This window comes from Romboutsia ilealis, assembly GCF_900015215.1.
GTDB classification, from domain to species: domain Bacteria; phylum Bacillota; class Clostridia; order Peptostreptococcales; family Peptostreptococcaceae; genus Romboutsia; species Romboutsia ilealis.
In genome coordinates this window covers 414046-437273 of record NZ_LN555523.1, presented here as the reverse complement: position 1 = coordinate 437273, position 23228 = coordinate 414046, and the positions used below count along the sequence as shown (strand labels likewise).

Genomic DNA, 23228 nt, shown 5'->3' with positions numbered 1-23228 from the left:
TATTAATCATCTTTTTTTACTTTATGATAAAACTTTTGTGTTTTTGTTTTATTGGACCCACTATCTTTAGCTCCTATGTGTAATCCATTTTCTATACCTAATTCAGAACCATGTTCAAAGTACATTTTTCTCATCTCTGATTTTGATTTAGGTCTATCTTTAAGTCTATTTTTATTATTATCCATGATAAAATTAATCCTCCTCTAAATCTTTATTAAGATTAATTTATCCAAAGTTTTGATTCATATTCTTTTTTAACAATTACATTATTTTCTATTAATAAACTACTTTCAGATTATTTAAAAAACGAAAAATCATTTATTAAATCTAAACCTTCACTAATTTTCACGATTTTAATATCTTCTATCTTATCAGAGTTGTTATATACTAACATAATTTTATTATTTAAAGAGTTTATTTGATTTAATAAATATACTTTTATATTTTTTTCTCTTTTATTATCATAAATCTCAAAATTTGATGTAATATATCCTATATCTTTTAAAAATAATTCTATATCTTCTCCTACATATTTATCCAAATTTATATTTTCAAATTTATCTGATGAAAAACTAGGTTCTTCACTATATCTATCTACTATTATATCTACGCTTGATTTAATATCTTCTTTTTCATCTTTAGATAAAAGCTCATAAGTTTGAACTTCCTTTACTATATAATTATCAAGTTGCATATATAAAGCACTGTTTTCTGACTCGTCCACATTAGTTTCTTTTGGATATATCAGTCTAATATTTTCTATGCTATTAAGTTCTTCTATATTACTTATATTTTTCACTTTATCTATATCAATATAATAAGTCGTACAGTATGGACGCCCCATATTCTCTAATACATATTTATAATCTTTCCCAATTATTTCACTTACATTATTTTGTACCTTAGTCATAGTTCTTTGATGAGTAGCTTCATCTGCTATTGATTGTACAGAACCTATATCTTTACTACTACATCCAGTAACAAAAAAGGCAAATGAAATAAGGCTAATTGTTAATACTTTTCTTATGTTCATAGTATCCCCCCTTATTAATTATTTAAAAATTTAATTTACCTTTAATTTAATTTATTACTATATAATAGATTATATACTATCTATGGAAATTTTATAAATATATAAGCACAATTTGTAATGTTTTTGTAAATAAGATGTAATATTAACTCAGATTATAAATTTAATGATATCTACAAATAATTTAAAGGAGGATTGCTAATGGACGTTAAACAACTTGAAGCCTTCGTAACTGTCGCTAAGTACAAAAGTTTTTCAAAGGCTGCTCGAGAACTATTTTTAACACAACCTACAGTAAGTTCACATATACAAAATTTAGAAAAAGAATTAGATGCAATTTTATTTAATAGAAATAATAAATGTATAACATTAACTAAGTCCGGAGAAATACTCTTAGAAAATGCAATTTCTATATTAAATAATTGTAAAAAAGCTATATATGATATAAAAGAACATTCTGGTAAAATAGAAGGTTTAATTGATATTGCATCTAGCTCGATACCTGAAACTTATATTCTTCCAAATTTTATTAAATCATTTCATAATCAATATCCAAATGTAAAATTTAGTATAAGTCATTATGATTCTCAATATGCCATATCTGAAATTTTAAATGGAAGAATAAGCTTTGGATTTGTAGGTTATAAAACTTCTAATCCTAAAATAAAATCTATAGACTTAATAAGTGACGAATTAATTCTTATAGCACCTATTGATTTAAATATAGATAATGATAATGGATATATAGATATAAATGAACTAAATAAACTTAATTTTATAATGAGAAAAGAAGGATCAGGAACTAGAAATTTAACTATTAATATACTGAAAGAACATAAATTTAATATTAATAATTTAGATATACTTGCATACGTTGAATCTAATGAAACCATAAAAGAGATGGTTAAAATAGGACTTGGTGTTTCTTTTGTTTCATACAATTCAGCAAAAGACTATATAAAAAGTAATAAAATAAAATTTTATAGAGTAAAAAGTATTGATTTTTCTAGAAAATTTTATTTTATTTATTCTAAGAAAAAAGCATTCAGCCCTCTAGAAAATAAATTCTTAAATAGCTTGTGTGAATATTTTGATATAGAAAAAGAAATAGACTAAAAAAGTCTATTTCTCTTTCTATATTATAGATTTATATTGAAAAATGCTTTATATCCTTTATACATTTCATACATATCTACCTTTGAAACTACTTCATAAGGTGAATGCATATTTAATACTCCTATCCCACAGTCTATAACTTCTGCACCGTAGTTTGCTAGTATATATGCTATTGTTCCACCACCACCTTGGTCAACCTTTCCAAGTTCAGCAGTTTGCCATACTACATTATCTTGATTAAATATTCTTCTTACTTCAGCCATAAATTCAGCATTAGCATCATTACAACCACCTTTACCTCTAGAACCTGTATACTTACTTAAAACTAATCCATGTCCCATATACGCAGAATTTCTTTTGTCATATACTTCAGGATAATTTGGATCATATCCAGCTGAAACATCGGCAGATAATACTTTCGAATTTGCCATAGCTCTTCTTACCTTTAACTCTGAATGCTCTCCTTCTAGTTCTATAAGTTCAGCTACTGTATTTTCAAAAAATCTTGAATGCATTCCTGTATTTCCTTGAGATCCAACTTCTTCTTTATCTACACATAAAGCAACTGCACAATATTCAGGATCTTTAGTATCCATTAAAGCCTTTACTGCACCATATGAGCAAACTCTATCATCATGTCCATAAGCTAATATCATAGATCTATCAAGGCCTAAATCACGGGCCTTTCCAGCTGGTACTATTTCTATCTCAGCGCTTAATAAATCTTCTTCTATAATTCCATATTTACTATTTAGTATTTTTAATATATTTTCCTCTATAGCTTCTTTTTCTGAACCTTCTAATGGTATACTACCAATTAGTAGATTAAGTTGCTCTCCTGTTATACCATCTGCAAGCTTCTTTTGCATTTGATTTTGTGCTAAATGTGGTAATAAATCAGTTATACAAAATACTGGATCAGTTTCATCTTCTCCAATACAAATGTCTACTTTTTGGCCATCATTTAATATTACTAAACCATGTATAGCAAGTGGTATTGTAGACCATTGATATTTTTTTATTCCACCATAGTAATGTGTCTTAAAAAATCCTAAATTTGATTCTTGATATAATGGATGTGGTTTTAAATCTATTCTTGGAGAATCTATATGTCCTCCTATTATTTTCATACCATTTTCTAATTTATTTTTACCTATTATAAATAAAGCAACTGCTTTATCTTTATTAACTGCATAGATTTTATCTCCTGGGCTTATCTTCCCATTATTAATAGCTTCATCTATTGATATATATCCATTTTCTTTAGCCATTCTTACAATTTCTCTAGCTGATGTTCTCTCTGTTTTTCCAACATTTAAGAATTGCATATATCCTTTTGAGTAGTCCATTACATCATCTAGTCTATTATTTTCTCTTTCGAATTCCCAAGCATTTTTTGCTTCGTACTTTAACTTCATACTACCCCTCCTGATTTTATGTTTAATTCTTTTTATTCTTCATTTCTTGTTCATATTCCTCTGGAGAAACTACTTTAATATTCTCTAATCTTGATTTAAAATGAGATCTAAAATGATCTAAGTACTCTTTTCTTAAAACTTCTCTTTCTGCTAGTTCTTCAGTACTTAATCCCTCTAATTTATTTTTCTTTGCTAATTCGTTTATTCTATCTAATTTATTTTGATCAAACATGTTTTAATTATACTCAAACTACTTTGAGTATTCTCCTTTCTTTAGTTATTTAGTAAAATAATATATCACTTTTGTCATTTAGTTTATATTTATAATTTTTTAGAAAATCATCTATATTATCACTTATTATAGATATTCCCTTTTCTATTTCTTGTATACTTGGGTTGGCTATATTTATTCTAAAAAACCTATCATCTATCAAATTATCAAAAAAATAAGTTCCTGGCAATATGGCCACACCTTTATTTAACATATACCTAGTAAATTCACGAGAAGAATATCCTCTTGGTAATTCCAGAAAAAAATTCATGCCTCCGTCTAGAGATTTCATTTTTAACTTATTACATAGCTTATTATTTATTAATTCTTTTGCAAATAAGTATTTTCTCGTATATACTTCTTCTACACCTTTTAAATATGTTTCTAAACTAAAGTTTTCTAAATAATAATACATAGACTTTTGTATTAAGCCTGGGGTAGATATATCCGATGAATATTTTGCCCATAAAATAGTATTTAACAGTTCATTAGGTATTTCAACTATACCCATCCTGATTCCTGGCATAAATATTTTAGAAAAACTTTTTATATATATTACTCTATTTTTATCATCATAACTTCTAAGAGGTCTATTATCTTTAGATTCAAATTTAAAATCACTTATAAAATCATCTTCTAATATATAAAAATCATATTTTTGTGCTAATTCTATCATTTTTTTCTTTTTATATGTAGAGTACGATATCCCTGTTGGATTTTGGAAATTAGGCATAATATACATTAATCTTGGCTTTATTTTCTCAAGTTTTAACTTAAGTATTCCGATATCTATCCCATCATTTAGCATAGGAATAGATACTACTTTAGCTCCTCTACTCTTAAAAACTTGTATCGCTCCATTATATGTAGGTTCTTCTATAAACACAACATCAGAGTAATTTATAAGTCCTTTGCATACTATATCAATACCTTGTTGTGCTCCTGATATTATTTGTATATTTTCTTTATTAGTATATATATAGAGAGACTTTAGATATTCAACCATCTTAACTCTTAATTTTTCAAACCCAAGACCATCATCATATTCAAACATCGATGAGCCTTCTTTATTTAAGGCTATGTTTATAGCTTTTTTAAAATCCTCTATTGGAAAAATATCAGTTGATGGATTTCCATTATCAAAATGTATTATTCCATCTTTTTTAATTTTAATATCCTCATTTCTATTCTTTGATGATACAAATGTTCCACTACCAATAACCTTATATATATATCCTTCATTTTCTAAAAGTTCATATGCCTTTACTACAGTGGTATTGTTTACTCCAATAAATTTAGATAACTTTCTTATCGGTTTTAGTTTTTCATGATCTTTAAGTTCTTTTTTTAATATCATATCTTTTATATGATTATATATTTGTAGATATTTTTTAGTTTTATCATTAAACTTTATATTATATCTTTCCATCTTATCACCACTTACGTATACATTAATTTATTGATGGCTATATTTATATTTGTTAATATAGTATGTATATATAATACCAAAATTTCTATAAAAAGGGGAAATATTTATGTTTTATGACTACCACATGCATTCTAACTTTTCTAATGATAGCAAAGCGGATATGGAAGATATGATAAAAAAATCTATAGAACTTGGTCTTAAAGAAATTTGCTTTACTGATCATGTTGACTACGATCTTGACTCAGATAATGACGGGGGCATAGATTATAATAAATACTTCGATAAAATACAATTTCTTCAAAATAAATATAAAAATAATATTTCTATAAAGAAAGGAATTGAGATAGGATTACAAAAACAAATAATTGATAAATGCAATAATGATATAAATAAATATCCTTTTGATTTTGTAATATGTTCTCAACATGCTATAAATCGTTCAGAGTTATACTTTGGAGATTTCTTTTTAGATAAGAGTCAGCATGAAGCCTATGAATATTATTATAAAGAATTATATGATATTATAAAGGTTTATAAAAATTATTCGGTATTAGGACATTTAGACTTAGTAAAAAGATATGGCAACTATAGCAAAATACTTGATGATAAACCATTTAATGATATAATCGAATCAATATTGAAACAAGCTATATATGATGGTAAAGGAATAGAAATTAATACATCTTGCTATCGATACAATTTACCTGATTTAACACCTTCTAGACATATATTAAATATGTATAAAGAATTAGGTGGTGAAATTATAACTACTGGATCTGATTCTCATAATCCTGCTCAAATAGCATATAATTTTGATTATATTTATTCTTATCTAAAAAGTATTGGATTTAAATATGTATGTTCATTTGATAAAATGAATCCACAATTTATAAAGATATAATTATTTTTTCACCCCCTTATGAATATATTTAAACATGAGGGGGTGATTTATTGAGAGTTCCTAATCTCATATTATCTACCAGTATATTATTTGTATCTAACTTCATAGTCAGGATTCTTGGATTTATATATAAAATATTTCTATCTAGAGTGATTGGTGAATCTGGATTAGGTATTTATCATGTATTATTCAACTTTTTAATGGTATCAATTGCTTTAACTACCACGGGTATTCCTACTACATTAAGTTGTCTTGTAGCTAACAAAAATGCTACTAAAGATAAACATAGTAAAAATGTATTATTTATATCAACATTATACGTAGCATTTTTTATCGCTTTATTTATTTCTTTAATTATATCTTTTAATGCTAAGTATTTATCTTTTCGACTTTTAAATGATAGTAATTTGTATTTACTAGTTTTGGGAATATGTCCAGCTGTAGTAGTAATAACCATATCTAATATACTAAGGGGATATTACTATGGTTTAAAAGATGCTACAGTTCCTGCTATAGGTCAAGTTATAGAACAAGTATTTAGAATCTTATTTGTATATATTCTTATTAATCATATAAAGAAGGATTACTTGAATTGCTATATAGCTTTATTAGGAATATCCATAGGCGAAGTTGCTAACATATTATTTATAACTTGTTGTCTATATAAAAATTCAAATCTATCTAATAAATATACAATAAGTATTAAAGATTTCTATAACTCATCTATAGAAACATTAAAAATGTCAGTTCCAATAACTTGTAATCGTATGTCCAACATATTAATAAATTCTATCAGCTCTATTATAGTACCATCAAGATTAGCATTATCTGGACTTAGTTATTATCAATCTTTAAGTATATACGGAGTAATAAGTGGAATGGTTATCCCTTTTGTATCTCTACCATTTACGCTAGGCTCAGCTTTAGTTGTTAATCTAATTCCTAGTATTTCACAAGAAGTTACTTTAAAAAATTATAAAACTATAAAGTTAAAAATAGCTTATTCCATATTGTTAACTTTGTTTGTTGGCGGATTATGTTCCATTATGTTTTATTTCTTCGGAGATAAATTATGTTTATTAGTATTTAAGAATAAATCAGCTGGTATATATTTAAAATCCATGTTTTTATTACCTTTATTTACTTCTTTAAATCAAACTTTATCTGGAATACTTCATGCACTTAGAAAGGAAGTTCAAGCGAGCATAATTACAATATCTACTATGTTAATCCAATTAGCTTGCCTATATATACTGCTTCCTATACCAAGCATAAATATAAATGGATACGTCTATTCTACAACATTAACAGCAATGTTAGCATCTTTATTACATACTATAGTTCTTTATAGAGCTTTTAAATTCTCAAATATTAGGAGGTTAAAATGAGTACTAATATTAAACCTTTTTATATATACACAGATAGAAATTTCCTATATATAAAAAATATAAACGAAAGTGCAGAAAGATTAGCTAATAATATTTATGCTTACTCAGCTAATATCGATAAAGATAACAATATTCATATATTAGCTATTGATAGTATTGGTAGAGTTATTCATTTTTTCAATAATGATGGTGTATGGAAAAAAAATATAATACGTAAGTGCTTTAATAGTGCTAGAAATATTAAAGATATGAGACTTTATATATTAAATGATTATTTTAATATTTTTGTAGTTGAGAAATATCCTTTAGATGATAACTTATTTAAAATCTCACACCTAAATTTTAATATCTCAAATTATAATATGTTTAGACATACAATTGATAAAGTTTTTAAAGATAGCTCATCTATATATAAATTAAATATAGATGAATTATCAAACATAATATTTCAATATAAAACTCTAGATGTTTTATCTAGAGATATATGCGATAATGTTATAATATTTAATAGTATATCTAGAAAATGGATAACAAGTACTCCATTACTTCGTAGTAATCAAATATCTCTAAATGAAAAAAATACTTCATCTAATATAAAAAGCGATATATTTGAATACTGCTATAGTATAAAATATAAATTATAATCAATCAAAAAGAGGCTATATAAAATAGCCTCTTTTATCTATATATTTATCTCATGCAATTGCATCCTTTTTTCTTTCCATGATTATCGTTGTCGTTATTTCCTGTATTATTTGTAAAATCACAAACTTTAGCAAAAGTATCTACTATTCTTGGTTCTACTGCATTTGGATATGCTAATACTACTATTTGTTCACTTACTAAAATACTAACTGTTTCTTCTAAGCAAAGTATTAAGTCTATTCCATTTGGTATGCAGAAATCATAGTAGCATTCACAACAATTTTCATCTACTAATTTTAATAATGTTTTTCCTATGCAATCAACAGTTAAGGCAGTTTGGAAATTTTGTCTTAGTGTAAATGATGTTCCATTTGCTGGTACACACATAGGAGCTGTCAAAGTATTAAAATTAAATACTACTTTATTAACTAACTCTAAATCACCATTACCTGTTCTTCTTGCTGGATATGCAAGTACTGTAACATCTGTACATCCACATTTACCTCTTAATTCTAATACTAAGTTTTTAACTATAACCTTTAATCCTTTTTCTTTATATGCTGCTCTTTCACCTTTTCCTTTAGAAGAACATTCTCTGTTTTGGTTTCCACAAACATTATATTCAAAAGAAGTTTTGCAGAATTCTCCATCTATATCTCCAAATTCTGGACAAAGATTTTCTTGCTCGCAAGGCTCTTTTTCAGCTTCTTTTATAGCTCTTACTATATGATCTTCTAAAGTTGTACATCCAGGTTGTATTATTACATCTGTATAGTTCATACATACTTTATCTATATTTACATTTACAACTCCTGATCTTGGAATAGGACCATTAACTGATACAACTTCATATTCAAAGAATAAATCTTCTCCATTAGGAGCATCTGCATCTGTAAATACTTGAAATTTTATACTATCAAATATTCTATTTGTTTCTATAGCAAGTGGTACACTATTTGCTGTTGAGAATTTATGTGATGCTAAAGGTGTACAGCATTCTTCACCACATACATTATCTACACACTCATCAGATTCTACTTCACAAGGTTTACACTCTTCATCATGTTTATGATTATGTTTTGGCTTACATACACAATCGCATTCAAATTCATGCTCCTCGTTATGTTTATTACAGTCACATCCTTTTTGTTTACAAGATCTAGCTATATCTCCTTGTAACTCTTCATTTAAGTCTTCTTTAGCTTCATGTTGTAACATTGATTGATTCATTTTTCTTTTATTTTTTTTAAGGTCTTGCATTTTTCATTGTCCTCCCCTTAAATGAATTCTAAAACCAAGCAGCTTTTGTTGCTTACTTAATAATATGCATATAAATTGATATTTGTTACTTAAACAAGTAGTCTACCGATATAACTAGAATAAAAATTTTTATATCCAATATATATTTATTATAAAAACTTTTATAAGGAGGATTTTTATGAGTTTCATTAATAAGTGTTCTACAATTGTAAGGAGATCTAATAAAGAAATTTTCAAATTCTATGTAAACGATAATATAAAAATTGATCATTATGATAAAGATAACAATTTAATTTCAAGTGACATCTTTGATAAACTAAAGGGATTGGACTTTACAAATTGCTCCTTTTGTTTAGATAATAATGATATATATGGTATATATAAAGATAATGGTCTAAAAATGATGCATATTCCTAAAGATTCTTCTATTATTTCTAAAAAAGATATTCTAACTTATAACTCTAAAAAATTTGATATTATATTTCCTCATATAAATGTAGTAAATAATTCTATACACATTTTTTACTATGTTTATAATAATAATTCAACAAACACTTGTGCTTTATTCCACCACTATTATAATAATGGCATTTGGATAGAAAATAAAATTGATTTTATCAATCATATAGTATTAGATAATTTTACAGTTTTATGGATTCAAAACTCTCCTGTAGTATTTTATTTCAATCTTGTAAATGGATGCGAAGAAGTATTTTTCTCTAGATTTAATTCTAGCACTTTATCATGGACCAATCCTTGTCAAATTACTAACTCTAATAAAAACAAATTATATTTATCTGTTTTAAAAGACAGTATGAACTTTTATCATTTAACATTCTGTGAGTGCATAGATAATGGATATGCTGTAAAGTATATGAATGGCTACTTAAATGAAAATAAGTTAGATATAGGTAGATCTATTTATGTATCTGGACCATCAACTTGTATATATCCTAGTCTAGTTAAGCAAAAATCAACTATTTATTTAATGTGGGTAAATTATAATAAATTATATACTTCTATATCAAATGATTTAGGAAAAACATGGAGTGAACATGAAATAGATGATACTAGTATAGATGAAGATTTTTGTAGATCTAATTTTTTATCGAACTACTCTGGCGACTTATCATATAATTTAACATCCATTTTTACTGTTAATGATGATATAGCTATTATAGGTTTTTAAATATTTAGTGTTGCAATATTCGCAACACTAAAAAAATCCCAAAACACCGTTGGCCCAATAAATTCATACCCGAGATACTCCCAGGTGGGTGACCTACTACTAACTTTTAACTTCCTATATAAATACAGGCATGTTATATTTTAGTAGACACGGTCTCCCGTTCAACATTTGTCGGTTGAATTTAAATAAGCCGTATCGAATGCTTCAGGATTTTATATTCTTATTATATAATAAAAAACAATATTTTTAAAGTAGTTTCGTATGACAATTAATGCAATTTTATTATATTTTCCCATTTTTTTCTCCCTTTTTACTTATGTATTTACTATAGATGTCATTTTATTCATCATCGTCTTCGTATTCATCTTCATAATCATCATCGTCATACTCTTCGTCATCACAATCATATTCTTCATATGTTTTATCATCATCACTTCTCAAAAGACTACCTAATAATTTAAGATTATTCATACTTCCTAAATTATTTATATTAACTAGTGAACTTAAACTAAATCCACCTTCTCCAAAATCATCAGGTAAGAATAATTCTGCAAATAAATCTATTTTCTTTTTCATATCTATAGCTTTATCAAGAGAATCTTTTCTCTTTTCTGGAAATACTTCTAAAATTTCTTTTATCATCATATTTTTTTTATCTTCTTCATCCATACTCCTAAAAAAGTTTGTTTCTTCATAATCGTCAAATTCAATGTTACTAAGTTTTTTTATCCCTTTTACTAAATCTAATAAACTTTCAATTTTTATTAATATTTTTCTTTCATCTGGTGACATATACTTTTTAGTCCTTGTTATGATTTCCATGCCACGTTCTAAATCTTCATCGCTTAAATCCATCATTTTCATACCCCTATTTATATCATTCATATTAAATTTAAACAACTCACTTCTATTATTAGTTGAAATTTTTTTCTTAATTCTTTTTCTTGGGTTATCTCTTATTTTTTTTTCTCTAGTCCGTTTATTATCGCTATTTTCTCCTTTAGGATTGTTTTTATTATCAAATAAAGGTAAATTACCTAAAGATATATTTCCATTACTCAGTGCAATCATTCCTATTATCAATAGTAGATTATTCAAGCATAGTCACCCCTTAAATTATCTTCTCCCTCATATATAAGTATGTTTTATTTAATCTTAGTGTTACTTTTTTTTTAACTAAGTGCATATACATTATCTATAAGAAATTTTATTTAATTAAATTATCTTTCACCACTTCAAAATTATTTCTATATATAAATAATATGAATAGAATTTAATTTATATTATAAGAAAGGGGTAAATTTATGAAAAAAGTAGATACAGAAATCCTAGAAAAAATGGCTAAAGAAAAAAATATAGACAAAGACAAGATAGAAAAAATAGCAGATGGATATAAAGGCAAGTCTGAAGGAGAACTAATGGATGAACTTGTTAAAATAGGCAAAACTCTTGAAGGAAAAGAACAAGTAGTTTCTAAATTAAAAGCTTTTTTAAACGAAGAGCAAAGAAAGAAATTAGACTCTGTTATGGATAAAATATATGATGCTGAAGTTAAAGATAAAATAGAAAACAAGAAAGGTAAATCTAAAAAGCATAATCCATCAAATGATTCAGATACACCTTCTTCTAATACAAAAAAAGTTAAGAAAACTAAATCAACAAAACATGTTCAATCTTCACCTAGTGATAATTCCAACGAAACAAATACACATAAGAAAACAAAGAAAGTTGTTAAAAAGGTAAAAAGAGTTCCTAAAAGTGAATAATAAAAAAAGCTAGAGTATAGACTCTAGCTTTTTTATTACAATTTATTATGTATAGTTGATAATATACTATCTTTAATTAAAATAGCTTGATTTAATATAGATTGGCACTCTTTATTATAATATTCTTTTAACTCTTGATTTTCTAGTAACTTTAAGTTTCCCTTTACATTTAGTACTGCGCCCTCTACACCTGTATATAACATAAGTACACCTACACCCAGATCTGTAATAGTATTTTGATTTCCATACTCAAGTATATAATCTATTATATTTAATGCTTTTAAAGATTTTTTTGCGGTTTTAAATGGAATATCTATAGAAAATAAAGTAGCATCTTGTATTGCATTATTTCTATAATTTATTTGTTCCTTTGTATTTTTAGGAAGCTTTATAGCTTTCATAAATTCATTGAAAGATTCTGTATCTTTGTCTATAAGATCTACTAACTCCTGCCTTATATCTGATAGTTGATTAAATCTATTTAAAAACTCAACTCTGATACTCTTATCTAGACTTTCATACTTTTGCTTTCCAAAACTTAAATGTGCCATCATTCTAGAGAGCCCCACTCCTATATTTGCAGCTAATGCTGATACAGATCCTCCTCCTGGAGCTGGAGATTTAGAGTCTACTTCATCAGAGAATTCACATATAGTCATATCTACTAATTTCATACTTTCCTCCTAATAATTTTACTAAATTTTCAATTTATAAAATTTATTTTTATAATACCTTTTTATCATCAACCACCAAAATGCCATCTTTATATACTTTATTGGCATGATTTACACCAAAGTGATACATCAAGTACTCTATATTTGGTGCATCAAATACTACTAAATCTGCCTTTTTACCTACTTCTATAGACCCAATTTCATCCTGTCTGTCTACAGCATATGCTGCATTTATTGTAACTGCATTTAAAACTTCATAAGGTGTCATTTTAAGTCCGATACAACCTAATTGCATTACAAATTGTAAATTTTCACTTGGGCAACTACCTGGATTATAGTCACTAGATAATGCTATAGGCACCCCTAAATCTATCATTTTTCTAGCATTTGCATATGATTTATTTAAATTAAAAGAAGTAGCTGGAAGTAAATTTGCTATAACATTATTCTTAGCCATCATTTTTATACCTTCTTCACTAGCTGCCATAAGATGATCTGATGATATACAATTTAATCTTGCTGATAATTCAGCTCCCCCCAATGATTCAATCTCATCTGCATGAATTTTTAATTTGTATCCAATTTCTTTAGCCTTTGACAATATAGCCTCACTTTCGGTTATTGAAAATACTCCTTCTTCACAAAATACATCACAAAATTCCGCCAGCTCTAACTCTTTAATCTTAGGCATAATTTCATTTACTAATATTTCTATATACTTTTCACTATTACCTTTATATTCAACTGGAATAGCATGAGCTCCCAAAAAAGTATGAACTAAATCAATTGGATGATCCTTACTTAATTTATGTGAAACTTGTAATTGCTTTATCTCTGTATCCATATCTAATCCATATCCACTTTTAGATTCTATAGTAGTTACACCTAGCTCTAACATCCTATCTAAACTTTTTCTAGCTTTATGGTATAACTCTTCAAAAGCTGATTCTCTAGTAGATTTTACAGTACTAAGTATTCCTCCACCTTGTTTTAATATATCTATATATGGAACCCCTGAAATTTTCTTAGAAAACTCATTCTCTCTAGAACCTCCATGTACTAAGTGTGTATGGGCATCTATAAGACCTGGAGTTACTAAAAGTCCATCAGCATCATCTATTTTAGAATTTTGATTAATTATTTTTTTATAAGACTCTCCTTGCCCTATATCAACAAATTTTCCATCGCCAATTGCTACATATGCATTTTCTAATATTTCAATCTCATTCATTTGTTCTCTGACCTTAGGATTTTTTCCACTTCTCATCGTTGCTAATTTGCCTATATTTTTAATCACTAAATCTACTTTCATATTTTTACTCCATTAAGTTAGTTTCTAAAACATTACTTAAATCAAAATTTTCTAATCCTAAATAATATGCTGAAACATCTATAAGTGCTTCCATTGGGCAAATTCCAACAATTTCACTTCCCATTACGTTTACACCATATCTCCTAGCTTCCATTTTTACAGCCTCAAATGCTCTATACATACTAGTTTTAGTGTAATCAGTTAAATTCATAGTCACTTGAGTCATATTTCTTTCTGATACTTCAACCGCTCCTGCTTTTATAAATCTGTATCCTCCACTAGAGTGTCTTATTGTTTTAGCAATCTTAGATGCTATTTCTATATTTTTTGTATCAAGGTTTATATTATAAGCTATAAGAGGCCTTCTAGCTCCTATTGCTATAGCCCCTGCTGTACTATGTTTTTTTGCTTCACCAAAATCAGGTGCCCAGTTACTATCGCTAAATTTTTCATCTAAACCTTCATACTCTCCTTTTCTTACAGTAGCTAAATTTTCTCTCTCTGGTTTTGTCGCAGCATTTTCATATAAAAACACCGGTATGCCATACCTTTCTGATACTTCTTTTCCTAGTTCCCTTGCTAGATTTATAGCATCATCCATAGTCATATCCTTTATAGGTATAAATGGACAAACATCAGTAGCACCGAATCTTGGATGTTGACCTTTGTGATTATTCATATCTATTAACTCTGCAGCTACACCTATAGATTCTAAAACTGCATCTTTTACTTTTTTAGGTTCTCCTATTACTGTTACAACTAATCTGTTATAATTTTTATCTCCTTCATAATTAAGTAGCTTTACACCTTCTTTACATCTTAATGGCTGAACTATTTTTTCTATCTTTTCTAAATCTCTTCCTTCACTAAAATTTGGTACACATTGAACTATAGGCATATTTAAACCTCCTAAAAATTATGATTAAAATTATTGAAGATTATAATTTATTTAAAATATTATTAATTATAATCTTCTTCTGTATAAAATTAATTAATTTTCATCACCTACTAATTTCTCTATTAAACTTTCATCGACTATATACGGAAGTGTTATGTGGTCTTTTCCTTGACACATTTTATTGTATTCCATAGCTGTTGTTATGGAATTTTCATTTCTAGCCCAAGCGCGTCTAGCAACTCCATTCATAACATCCCATGGCATAGAAGTTCTAAGTATGTCATCAACTCTTTGAGATCCATCTAAAACCATTCCAAACCCACCATTTATAGATTTACCAATTCCAACTCCTCCTCCATTATGAAGAGCAACTAAACTCATCCCCCTTGCACAATTTCCTGCAAAACAATGAGTAGCCATATCAGCCATTATATTACTTCCATCCTTTATATTTGATGTTTCTCTAAATGGAGAATCCGTTCCTGATACATCATGATGATCTCTACCTAACATTACAGGACCGATTTCACCACGTCGAACCATATCATTAAATTTAAGAGCAATATTTGTTCTTCCTAGTGCATCTTGATAAAGTATTCTAGCTTGTGTTCCAACTACTAGTTTATTCTTCTTTGCATCTCTTATCCAAATCCAATTATCTCTATCTTGATACCTTCTATTAGGATTTATTATTTCCATAGCAGCCTTATCAGTTTTCTCTAAATCTTCTTCTTTTCCTGATAAGCAAACCCATCTGAATGGTCCATATCCATAATCAAATAATTGTGGACCTAATATATCTTCAACATAAGACGGGAATATAAATCCTTCCTTTTCATCTACACCATTTTTTGATATTTCTATACATCCTGCATCATATATAGCTTTCATAAAACTATTTCCATAATCAAAGAAATATACACCTCTACTATGAAGTTCTTTTATTAATCCAAAATGTTTTCTTAATGTTTTGTCAACAAGTTTAATAAATTCTTCTTTATCCTCAGATAATAATCTTGTTCTCTCTTCAAACGTTATGCCTTGAGGGCAATATCCCCCATCATAAACTGCATGACAAGATGTTTGGTCTGATAATAAATCTATATGTATATTATTTTTGACTGCATATTCTAATAAATCTACTATGTTACCATGATAAGCTATTGCACATGGAGAATTATTTCCTATACATTCATAAGCTACTTCAAAAGCTTCTTTGCAAGTATTGACTACTTTGCTTACCCAACCTTGAGTGTATCTAGTTTCAATTCTTGAATAATCAACTTCAGCTATTATACCTACTCCACCAGCAATCTCAACGGCCTTACCTTGAGCTCCACTCATTCCACCAAGTCCTGAAGTTACAAATAACTTTCCTCTTAAATCTGAATCTTTGTCTATATTAAGCATTAATCTACCTGCATTTAATAATGTAGAATAAGTTCCATGAACTATACCTTGTGGGCCAATATACATCCATCCTCCTGCTGTCATCTGCCCATAGTTAGATACTCCAATAGCTGATGCCCTTTTATAATCTTCTTGATTATCAAACATTCCAACCATAAGACCATTAGTAAGAATTACTCTTGGTGCATCTGGCTTTGATCTAAAAATTCCTAATGGATGCCCTGATTGTATTACTAATGTCTGATCTTCTGTTAGCATTTTTAAGTATTCTTTTACTAATACATACTGCATCCAATTTTGAAATACTTGACCTGTTTCGCCATATGTAACAAGTTCATAAGGATAAAGGGCTATATCAAAGTCTAGATTATTGTCTATCATAACCTGAAAAGCCCTAGCTTCTATACACTTCCCCTCATAATCATTAATTGTCTTTCCTTTTATATTTCCTTCTGGTCTAAACCTATATCCATATATTCTGCCTGTATCCATAAGTTCATCTAAAAATTCATGTGCTAACTCTTCATGATGCTCCTCTGGTATATATCTTAATGCATTTTTTAATGCTAATTTAATATCTGATTTAGATAGTTTAGATTCTCTTTTAGGAGCTCTTCTTATTCCTTCTTTAAATTTCGGTATTTCTTTTGGTATATTGGTTATTTTTATACTCATGCAATTTTCTATTTCTTCATTTAAAAAGTTTAATTCTCTTACCATCTATTAATCTCATCTCCCTAATATCTATATAATTAAATTTTAAAAATCTAATTTCTAATAACTTATATGTAATTTATAATTTAATTGAGTAACAATTCTTTTTCCAATGCATTTTCAACAGCTTCAACTAATAGATTTTTCTTTATTACATCTTCTATAGTATTTATATCTATATACATAATTCTATCCTTATCTACAAAAGAAGTATGTTCCCTAACTACACTATATGCAGCCTCTGTACCAATTCCTAGTCTTTTCTTTCCTCTTAAATCTATAGCTTGAGTTGCACTTAGTATCTCCATAGCTATTACTTTACGAGCATTCTCCATTATATCTCTTGCTTTTCTAGCAGCTATTGTCCCCATAGATACATGATCTTCTTGATTTGCTGATGATGGTATTGAATCTACACTTGCTGGGTGTGTTAAAACTTTATTTTCTGATACTAAAGATGCTGCACTATATTGTACTATCATAAAACCTGAATTTAGCCCCCCATGATTTACTAAAAATGCTGGTAATCCATGATTTAAGGCTGGGTTTACTAACTTTTCTAATCTTCTTTCTGATATATTTGCAATCTCTGATAAAGCTATACCTAAAAAATCAAAACTTAATGCTATTGGTTGACCATGGAAATTTCCTCCTGATATAATCTCTTCTTCATTTGCAAATATAATTGGGTTGTCTGTTACTGAATTGATTTCTATATTTATTTTATTCATTACATATTCTATTGCATCTTTACTTGCACCATGTATTTGAGGTGTACATCTTAAAGAATATGCATCTTGTACTCTAATTTCACCTTGCTTACTTGTCATTTCACTACCTTTTAATATATCTAATATGTTTTTAGCAGTATTAATTTGGCCTTGATGTGGCCTTACCTTATGAACTCTTTCATCCATAGCGCAAGTAATTCCATTTAAAGCTTCCATAGTAAGACAATATGCTATATCTGCTGTTTTAAGTAAATTCATTGCATCATATGTAGCCAAAAGTCCTATTGCCGTCATAACTTGCGTTCCGTTTATAAGTGCTAAACCTTCTTTTGAAGATAAGCTATCCATAATACTTATACCTGATTTTTCCATAGCCCATTTAGAAGGCATTCTTTCACCTTTATATATAGCTTCACCTTCTCCAATCATAGTTAAAACCATATGAGATAAAGGCGCTAAGTCACCTGATGCACCTAGTGAACCTTTTTCAGGTATTATTGGATGTACTCCTTTATTTATCATATCAACTAAAGTTTGTAATGTTTCTAATCTAATCCCTGAATATCCTTTAGCTAAATTATTTACTCTAAGCAACATAATTGCTCTTACAGTATCTTCACTTAAAGGATTGCCTACTCCGCAGGAATGACTTATTATCAAATTTTCTTGAAGTAGCTTAGAGTCTTCTCTAGATATTGCTACATCAGAAAATCTTCCAAATCCTGTAGTTATTCCATATGAAATCTTTCCTTCATCTACTAGCTTGTCTACTAATTCTCTAGATTTTTTTACATTTATTATAGCTTCTTCAGTAATTATCACTTCATAATTATTTCTACAAACATTAACAACATCTTCAATCGTCAAGTTATTTCCATTAATAAAAACTCTATTCATATCCATCACCCTCAATTATTATTTTTATATGTTCATATATTAACTGTTATATATTAAACTTTAATTACTAAATCTTTATAAAAATATATTCTTGATTTTTTTATTTAGTACAATAAAAAAGACAAACTATAAAATTGCATAGTTTGTCTTTTTATTTATTTTCTAGTTATTACACTTTCTCTTTCTATAATTTTATAAGGTAATTCTATTTTTTTACTTTCTAAAGGTTCTTTATTTATTAATTTTATAACCATTCTTATTGCAACAGCTCCCATATCGTATAATGGTTGATATACTGTTGTTAACTTAGGTCTATACATTTTAGCTATTTTTACGTCATTGAATCCTGCAACTGATATATCTTCAGGAACTTTATATCCTCTATCACAAGCTGCATTTATAGCTCCTATTGCCGCTTCATCTCCTGTTACAAACGCCGCTTGAGGCACTATTCCTTCATCTAATAATTCTTTCATACTTTCATATCCTGCTTCATATGTAGTTCCACCATACTTTATTAGGCTTTCATCTAGTTTTATATTTCTTTCATTTAATGCTTGTTCATAACCTGAAAGTCTTTCTCTTTCTAAAACAGTATCATCTTTACTTGTCATTATAAATGCAATATCTTCATGACCTTTATCTATAAGATATTTAGTCATATCATATGTTGCCTCTTTATTACTTGTACTTACAGTATATATATCATAGTCTCTTGCAGTTTTACTTATATATGTTGCTGGTATACCACAGTTTTGAATATAATTTATATGATCTTCTTCTACCTTCCAACATACCATAACAATACCTTCTACTTGCTTTGCTCTAAGTAAATTTATACTTTTTAATTCTTGTTCTTTATCTGAATAAGTATTTGCTAATAGTATTTCATAGTCATACATCTTAGCTACTTCTTCTATTCCATTTAATATTTCATTTACAAAAGAATCTGAAACCTCTGGTACTATTACTCCTATTAATTGACTTCTTTTAGTTACTAAACTTCTTGCTAATGGATTTGGTATATATCCTGTTTCTTTTATTACATCTAAAACTTTTTGTTTAACTTCATCCGTTACAGGTTTTGAATCATTTATTACTCTAGATACTGTAGATATAGATACACCTGCCTTTTTCGCTACATCTTTTATAGTTATCGTGTTTTTCATACTTAGACACTCCTTACATAGTACTATTTATTTTTCGATTCGATATACTCCATTTAAATTTTAATTATACTATTCTTATATAATTGTGTAAACACACTTATTTCTATTTGTAAAATCTTCTTTAACTTAATTATACATTTTATTGTATAAATTTATACAATCTAAATAAAAAGTACTGGTATAAAACCAGTACTTCTTACAATAACTAATTATTTCTAGCAACATCCATCATCAAATAATCCACCACAAGAACAAGTTATTAATAATAATATTAAAAATGGTATCCATGCCATTATATCTATATCTACCCAACTCTCTCCAAATGCTAAGAATAGGAAGAATAATATTATTATCCACCATCCTGTACCAAAGAATCCCTCACATCCACCAAATAATCTATCTAACATGATAAAAATCCCCCTTTATTTGTTTATCTTATAATTTTTTAAGATATATAAGAATTTTATGCTTTTAGTGTTTATAGTGTTACACTAAAGTTTGTTTTCTACTCAAAGCATGCTCCACAACTGCAAAGTATTAATAATACTATTAAAAATGGTATCCATGCCATTATATCTATGTCTACCCAACTATCTCCAAATGCTAAGAATAAGAAGAATAATACTATTATCCACCATGCTCCTGCTCCAAAGAATCCATCTCCACCAAATAATCTTTCTAACATTTTGCTACCTCCTGATGATATTTTATGTTGAGCTTTCGCTCTTAACATATAATATGCAATTAAAGTAATTTGTGATATTAAATTTATTAGTTTTTTTATTTTTTATAGATTAAAAATTATATAGTACAAAGAAAAAGGATGCAATTTTGCATCCTTTTTCTTTGTACTATACAACTTATTAGCAATCAAAACCATTATCTAAGCATCCACAATCTCCATCCATACCTCCGCATGAGCATACAATTAGTAATAATATTAAGAACGGTATCCAGTCTGTTATACATATTTCACTCCAGCATTCTTGGAAAGCTAGGAATAAGAAAAATAATACTATTATCCACCATGCTCCTCCACCAAAGAATCCGTCTCCACCGAATATTCTACTTAGTTTATCACTCACAAAGATCCCCTCCTTGAATATATATACAAGTTAGATAAAACCTAGCTGCCAACAGGGCTTTTCACCCTCCTAATTATATACTATGTAAATCTTTATAAAGTGTTATTGTTTTTTTATATTTTTTTATATTTTTTTAAGAGGCTAAAATTAGCCTCTTAAAAAAATATAAATTAACAGCAACCACCATCAAATCCAAAGTTAGTTAAAAGTAAAATTAATAATACTATCCATATTAGAGCCATATCATCACAGAATAACCATTCTATTAAATCATCTCCTAGTAAAAGTATAGCTGCTATGATTAATACTATTATTAATCCACCTCCTCCAAATCCACATCCACATCCCCCAAAGAAACGTTGAATACCTTGTTGTTCTGACATCTTTATGCCCCCTTTTTTATTTATAGGCAATTATTTTTATTACCTATTTAATAAATAATATGTATTTATGCATTAAATTGTTACATTTTATTACTTTTTAGATCAGATATTTTTGCATAAAAAAAAGAAATCATATAGATTTCTTTTTACAAATTGATTAATAGCAACTATCATCAAAATTAAAGAGTAATAAAATTATTAATATTATCCAAATCCACATACTATCATCTTCAAAAAAATTATCTAGTATATCTGTACATATTAGTAAAAAAACTATAACTATTATTATTAATAATCCATTACCAAATATACCATCTTTTCCTCCTAAAAATCGGGATATCGTATCTTCTAGCTTTGCCATGACATTCCCTCCCTTGAGCTTACTCCTAAGTTAAATATATGTATTAATTGGTAGAGAAGTTACCTCAATTAAATTCTTATTTAAAATTTTATCTAATTCTTCATCTGATAAATTATTATACTTTTCTACTTCTTCTAAATATTTTAAATCTGATTTTGAAATACTATTTATCAATCCTTCTATAGACTTTATCTTATATTCTTTATAATTTTTTACTAAAAATGAAGTTTTAGAATTTTCTATCCCTTTTTTTAAATTAATTAATCTAGTTACATATTCATCTTTTTTATCCATTACCTGCTCTTTTTTCTTAACTACATCTTCTAAAATTATATTACTTTCTACTATATAGTCTTTTATCTTTTGCATATCTAGTGTTATAGAATTATAATAAAGATTTGTTAATATGACTAAAAATACTACAATTGATGATATTAATAACCCTACGTACTTCATAAATTTTCCTCCTAAGTTATAATTTACATACTAAATTTATATTCATATTTTATAACTTTATTACTTTTTTATTTAAATGTATATTGAAAAATTATCAAACTTATATTAAACTACAATTAAAATTATCAATTTACTTATAGGAGGATAATATGTTTGAAAAAGTAAGATCAATAATTTCAGAACAATTATCTATAGATGATGTAGATACTATAACTTTAGAAACTTCTTTAACAGAAGATTTAGAGGCTGATTCTTTAGACGCAGTTGAAGTTATAATGGCCCTTGAAGATGAATTTGGTATAGAAATACCAGATGAAGAAGCTGAACACTTTAAAACTATAGGTGATATATGTAAATTCATAGAAAACAATAAATAAAACCGAGATTAATTCTCGGTTTTATTTATTATTAACAATAACAATCATCATTGTTATTATTAAATAAAAATAATATAAATACTATAGCTATAATCCAAACTAGTGAGTTATTTTGCTCAAAAAAACATCCTAAATCTCCGTTGCCAAGTATTAATAAAACAACCAGCCCTAATATAAGAAATACTAACGTAGGGTTATCGCCAAAGAAGTCAAATCCCCTAAACATCTCCTTTAATTGATCCATATATACTCCCCCTTGATATGTAGACAATTTGTTTATTGATAATATATATGAACAAATTTATATTTTAGTGCTTGTATAAAAAATTTTGCTACATATATTTTAAG

The 23228-nt window shown here is 27.3% G+C and carries 26 protein-coding genes, 1 other RNA gene and 1 pseudogene; 7 read left to right on the top strand and 21 right to left on the bottom strand.

Annotated features, from left to right (window positions below):
- Window positions 1-2 precede the first annotated feature (2 nt).
- Window positions 3-185 carry a hypothetical protein gene (locus CRIB_RS01975; protein ID WP_180702887.1) on the bottom strand — a complete coding sequence of 61 codons (183 nt, stop codon included), beginning with the start codon at window positions 183-185 and terminating at the stop codon, window positions 3-5.
- Window positions 186-295: 110 nt separating this feature from the next.
- Window positions 296-1033 carry a hypothetical protein gene (locus tag CRIB_RS01970; RefSeq protein WP_180702886.1) on the bottom strand — a complete coding sequence of 246 codons (738 nt, stop codon included), beginning with the start codon at window positions 1031-1033 and terminating at the stop codon, window positions 296-298.
- Between the two features lie 198 nt (window positions 1034-1231).
- On the opposite strand from CRIB_RS01970, the gene CRIB_RS01965 reads away from it, so the two are divergent.
- Window positions 1232-2146: a selenium metabolism-associated LysR family transcriptional regulator gene (locus CRIB_RS01965; RefSeq protein ID WP_180702885.1), complete on the top strand. Its 915-nt coding sequence runs from the start codon at window positions 1232-1234 to the stop codon at window positions 2144-2146.
- 23 nt (window positions 2147-2169) lie between these two features.
- Here the strand turns inward: CRIB_RS01965 and CRIB_RS01960 are convergent, their stop codons facing one another.
- From CRIB_RS01960 to pdxR, 3 genes are read right to left on the bottom strand one after another with little or no spacing between them, the layout of a single operon-like run.
- Complete coding sequence (locus CRIB_RS01960; protein ID WP_180702884.1) at window positions 2170-3564, bottom strand: aminopeptidase; 1395 nt, start codon at window positions 3562-3564, stop codon at window positions 2170-2172.
- Window positions 3565-3586: 22 nt separating this feature from the next.
- On the bottom strand, window positions 3587-3796 hold the full coding sequence (locus CRIB_RS01955) for a DUF896 domain-containing protein (RefSeq protein ID WP_180702883.1): 210 nt from the start codon (window positions 3794-3796) through the stop codon (window positions 3587-3589).
- Window positions 3797-3845: 49 nt separating this feature from the next.
- Window positions 3846-5264, bottom strand: coding sequence for a MocR-like pyridoxine biosynthesis transcription factor PdxR (pdxR, locus tag CRIB_RS01950; protein WP_180702882.1), 1419 nt, complete (start codon window positions 5262-5264; stop codon window positions 3846-3848).
- A 106-nt stretch (window positions 5265-5370) separates the two neighbouring features.
- Between pdxR and CRIB_RS01945 the strand changes: the two genes are divergently transcribed.
- The 3 genes from CRIB_RS01945 to CRIB_RS01935 are packed head-to-tail and all read left to right on the top strand — an operon-like array spanning window position 5371 to window position 8197.
- Entirely contained in the window at window positions 5371-6165 is a 795-nt protein-coding gene (locus CRIB_RS01945; RefSeq protein WP_180702881.1) for a histidinol-phosphatase HisJ family protein, read from the top strand.
- Window positions 6166-6215: 50 nt separating this feature from the next.
- Window positions 6216-7553 carry a polysaccharide biosynthesis protein gene (locus CRIB_RS01940; RefSeq protein WP_180702880.1) on the top strand — a complete coding sequence of 446 codons (1338 nt, stop codon included), beginning with the start codon at window positions 6216-6218 and terminating at the stop codon, window positions 7551-7553.
- A complete protein-coding gene (locus CRIB_RS01935; RefSeq protein WP_180702879.1) occupies window positions 7550-8197 on the top strand; it encodes a hypothetical protein in 648 nt (215 codons plus the stop codon). The genes CRIB_RS01940 and CRIB_RS01935 overlap by 4 nt, the downstream gene beginning before the upstream one ends.
- A gap of 46 nt (window positions 8198-8243) precedes the next feature.
- Here the strand turns inward: CRIB_RS01935 and CRIB_RS01930 are convergent, their stop codons facing one another.
- On the bottom strand, window positions 8244-9458 hold the full coding sequence (locus CRIB_RS01930; RefSeq protein ID WP_180702878.1) for an exosporium morphogenetic protein CdeC: 1215 nt from the start codon (window positions 9456-9458) through the stop codon (window positions 8244-8246).
- Window positions 9459-9636: 178 nt separating this feature from the next.
- On the opposite strand from CRIB_RS01930, the gene CRIB_RS01925 reads away from it, so the two are divergent.
- Complete coding sequence (locus CRIB_RS01925) at window positions 9637-10647, top strand: hypothetical protein (RefSeq protein ID WP_180702877.1); 1011 nt, start codon at window positions 9637-9639, stop codon at window positions 10645-10647.
- A gap of 31 nt (window positions 10648-10678) precedes the next feature.
- Here the strand turns inward: CRIB_RS01925 and ssrS are convergent.
- Window positions 10679-10861, bottom strand: a non-coding RNA gene (gene ssrS / locus CRIB_RS01920) — 6S RNA.
- Between the two features lie 131 nt (window positions 10862-10992).
- Window positions 10993-11718 (bottom strand): annotated as a pseudogene (locus CRIB_RS01915) (hypothetical protein); the annotation flags it as partial.
- A gap of 233 nt (window positions 11719-11951) precedes the next feature.
- Between CRIB_RS01915 and CRIB_RS01910 the strand changes: the two are divergent.
- Window positions 11952-12413 (top strand): hypothetical protein, encoded by a 462-nt coding sequence (locus CRIB_RS01910; RefSeq protein WP_180702876.1) that lies wholly within the window; start codon window positions 11952-11954, stop codon window positions 12411-12413.
- Window positions 12414-12448: 35 nt separating this feature from the next.
- On the opposite strand, the gene CRIB_RS01905 is transcribed toward CRIB_RS01910, so the two are convergent.
- From CRIB_RS01905 to CRIB_RS01850, 12 genes are all read right to left on the bottom strand, one after another.
- A complete protein-coding gene (locus CRIB_RS01905; RefSeq protein ID WP_180702875.1) occupies window positions 12449-13087 on the bottom strand; it encodes a cyclodeaminase/cyclohydrolase family protein in 639 nt (212 codons plus the stop codon).
- 49 nt (window positions 13088-13136) lie between these two features.
- Window positions 13137-14399, bottom strand: coding sequence for an imidazolonepropionase (gene hutI, locus CRIB_RS01900; protein ID WP_180702874.1), 1263 nt, complete (start codon window positions 14397-14399; stop codon window positions 13137-13139).
- Window positions 14400-14403: 4 nt separating this feature from the next.
- Window positions 14404-15297 carry a glutamate formimidoyltransferase gene (gene ftcD / locus CRIB_RS01895; protein WP_180702873.1) on the bottom strand — a complete coding sequence of 298 codons (894 nt, stop codon included), beginning with the start codon at window positions 15295-15297 and terminating at the stop codon, window positions 14404-14406.
- A gap of 93 nt (window positions 15298-15390) precedes the next feature.
- Complete coding sequence (locus tag CRIB_RS01890; protein WP_180702872.1) at window positions 15391-17427, bottom strand: urocanate hydratase; 2037 nt, start codon at window positions 17425-17427, stop codon at window positions 15391-15393.
- Window positions 17428-17507: 80 nt separating this feature from the next.
- Window positions 17508-19049, bottom strand: a complete 1542-nt coding sequence (hutH, locus tag CRIB_RS01885; RefSeq protein WP_180702871.1) for a histidine ammonia-lyase — start codon at window positions 19047-19049, stop codon at window positions 17508-17510.
- Between the two features lie 155 nt (window positions 19050-19204).
- Window positions 19205-20218, bottom strand: coding sequence for a LacI family DNA-binding transcriptional regulator (locus CRIB_RS01880; protein WP_180702870.1), 1014 nt, complete (start codon window positions 20216-20218; stop codon window positions 19205-19207).
- Window positions 20219-20433: 215 nt separating this feature from the next.
- Window positions 20434-20625: a hypothetical protein gene (locus CRIB_RS01875; protein ID WP_180702869.1), complete on the bottom strand. Its 192-nt coding sequence runs from the start codon at window positions 20623-20625 to the stop codon at window positions 20434-20436.
- Window positions 20626-20723: 98 nt separating this feature from the next.
- Window positions 20724-20903, bottom strand: coding sequence for a hypothetical protein (locus CRIB_RS01870; protein ID WP_180702868.1), 180 nt, complete (start codon window positions 20901-20903; stop codon window positions 20724-20726).
- 178 nt (window positions 20904-21081) lie between these two features.
- On the bottom strand, window positions 21082-21303 hold the full coding sequence (locus tag CRIB_RS01865) for a hypothetical protein (protein ID WP_180702867.1): 222 nt from the start codon (window positions 21301-21303) through the stop codon (window positions 21082-21084).
- A 170-nt stretch (window positions 21304-21473) separates the two neighbouring features.
- The gene (locus CRIB_RS01860) at window positions 21474-21686 is read right to left on the bottom strand and encodes a hypothetical protein (RefSeq protein WP_180702866.1); all 213 of its coding nucleotides are present in this window, start codon (window positions 21684-21686) and stop codon (window positions 21474-21476) included.
- Window positions 21687-21843: 157 nt separating this feature from the next.
- On the bottom strand, window positions 21844-22047 hold the full coding sequence (locus CRIB_RS01855) for a hypothetical protein (RefSeq protein WP_180702865.1): 204 nt from the start codon (window positions 22045-22047) through the stop codon (window positions 21844-21846).
- Between the two features lie 30 nt (window positions 22048-22077).
- Window positions 22078-22503, bottom strand: coding sequence for a hypothetical protein (locus CRIB_RS01850; protein ID WP_180702864.1), 426 nt, complete (start codon window positions 22501-22503; stop codon window positions 22078-22080).
- 149 nt (window positions 22504-22652) lie between these two features.
- On the opposite strand from CRIB_RS01850, the gene acpP reads away from it, so the two are divergent.
- Entirely contained in the window at window positions 22653-22880 is a 228-nt protein-coding gene (gene acpP / locus CRIB_RS01845; RefSeq protein ID WP_180702863.1) for an acyl carrier protein, read from the top strand.
- A gap of 31 nt (window positions 22881-22911) precedes the next feature.
- Here acpP and CRIB_RS01840 read toward each other — a convergent pair whose 3' ends face one another.
- On the bottom strand, window positions 22912-23124 hold the full coding sequence (locus CRIB_RS01840) for a hypothetical protein (protein WP_180702862.1): 213 nt from the start codon (window positions 23122-23124) through the stop codon (window positions 22912-22914).
- Window positions 23125-23228: the final 104 nt, after the last annotated feature.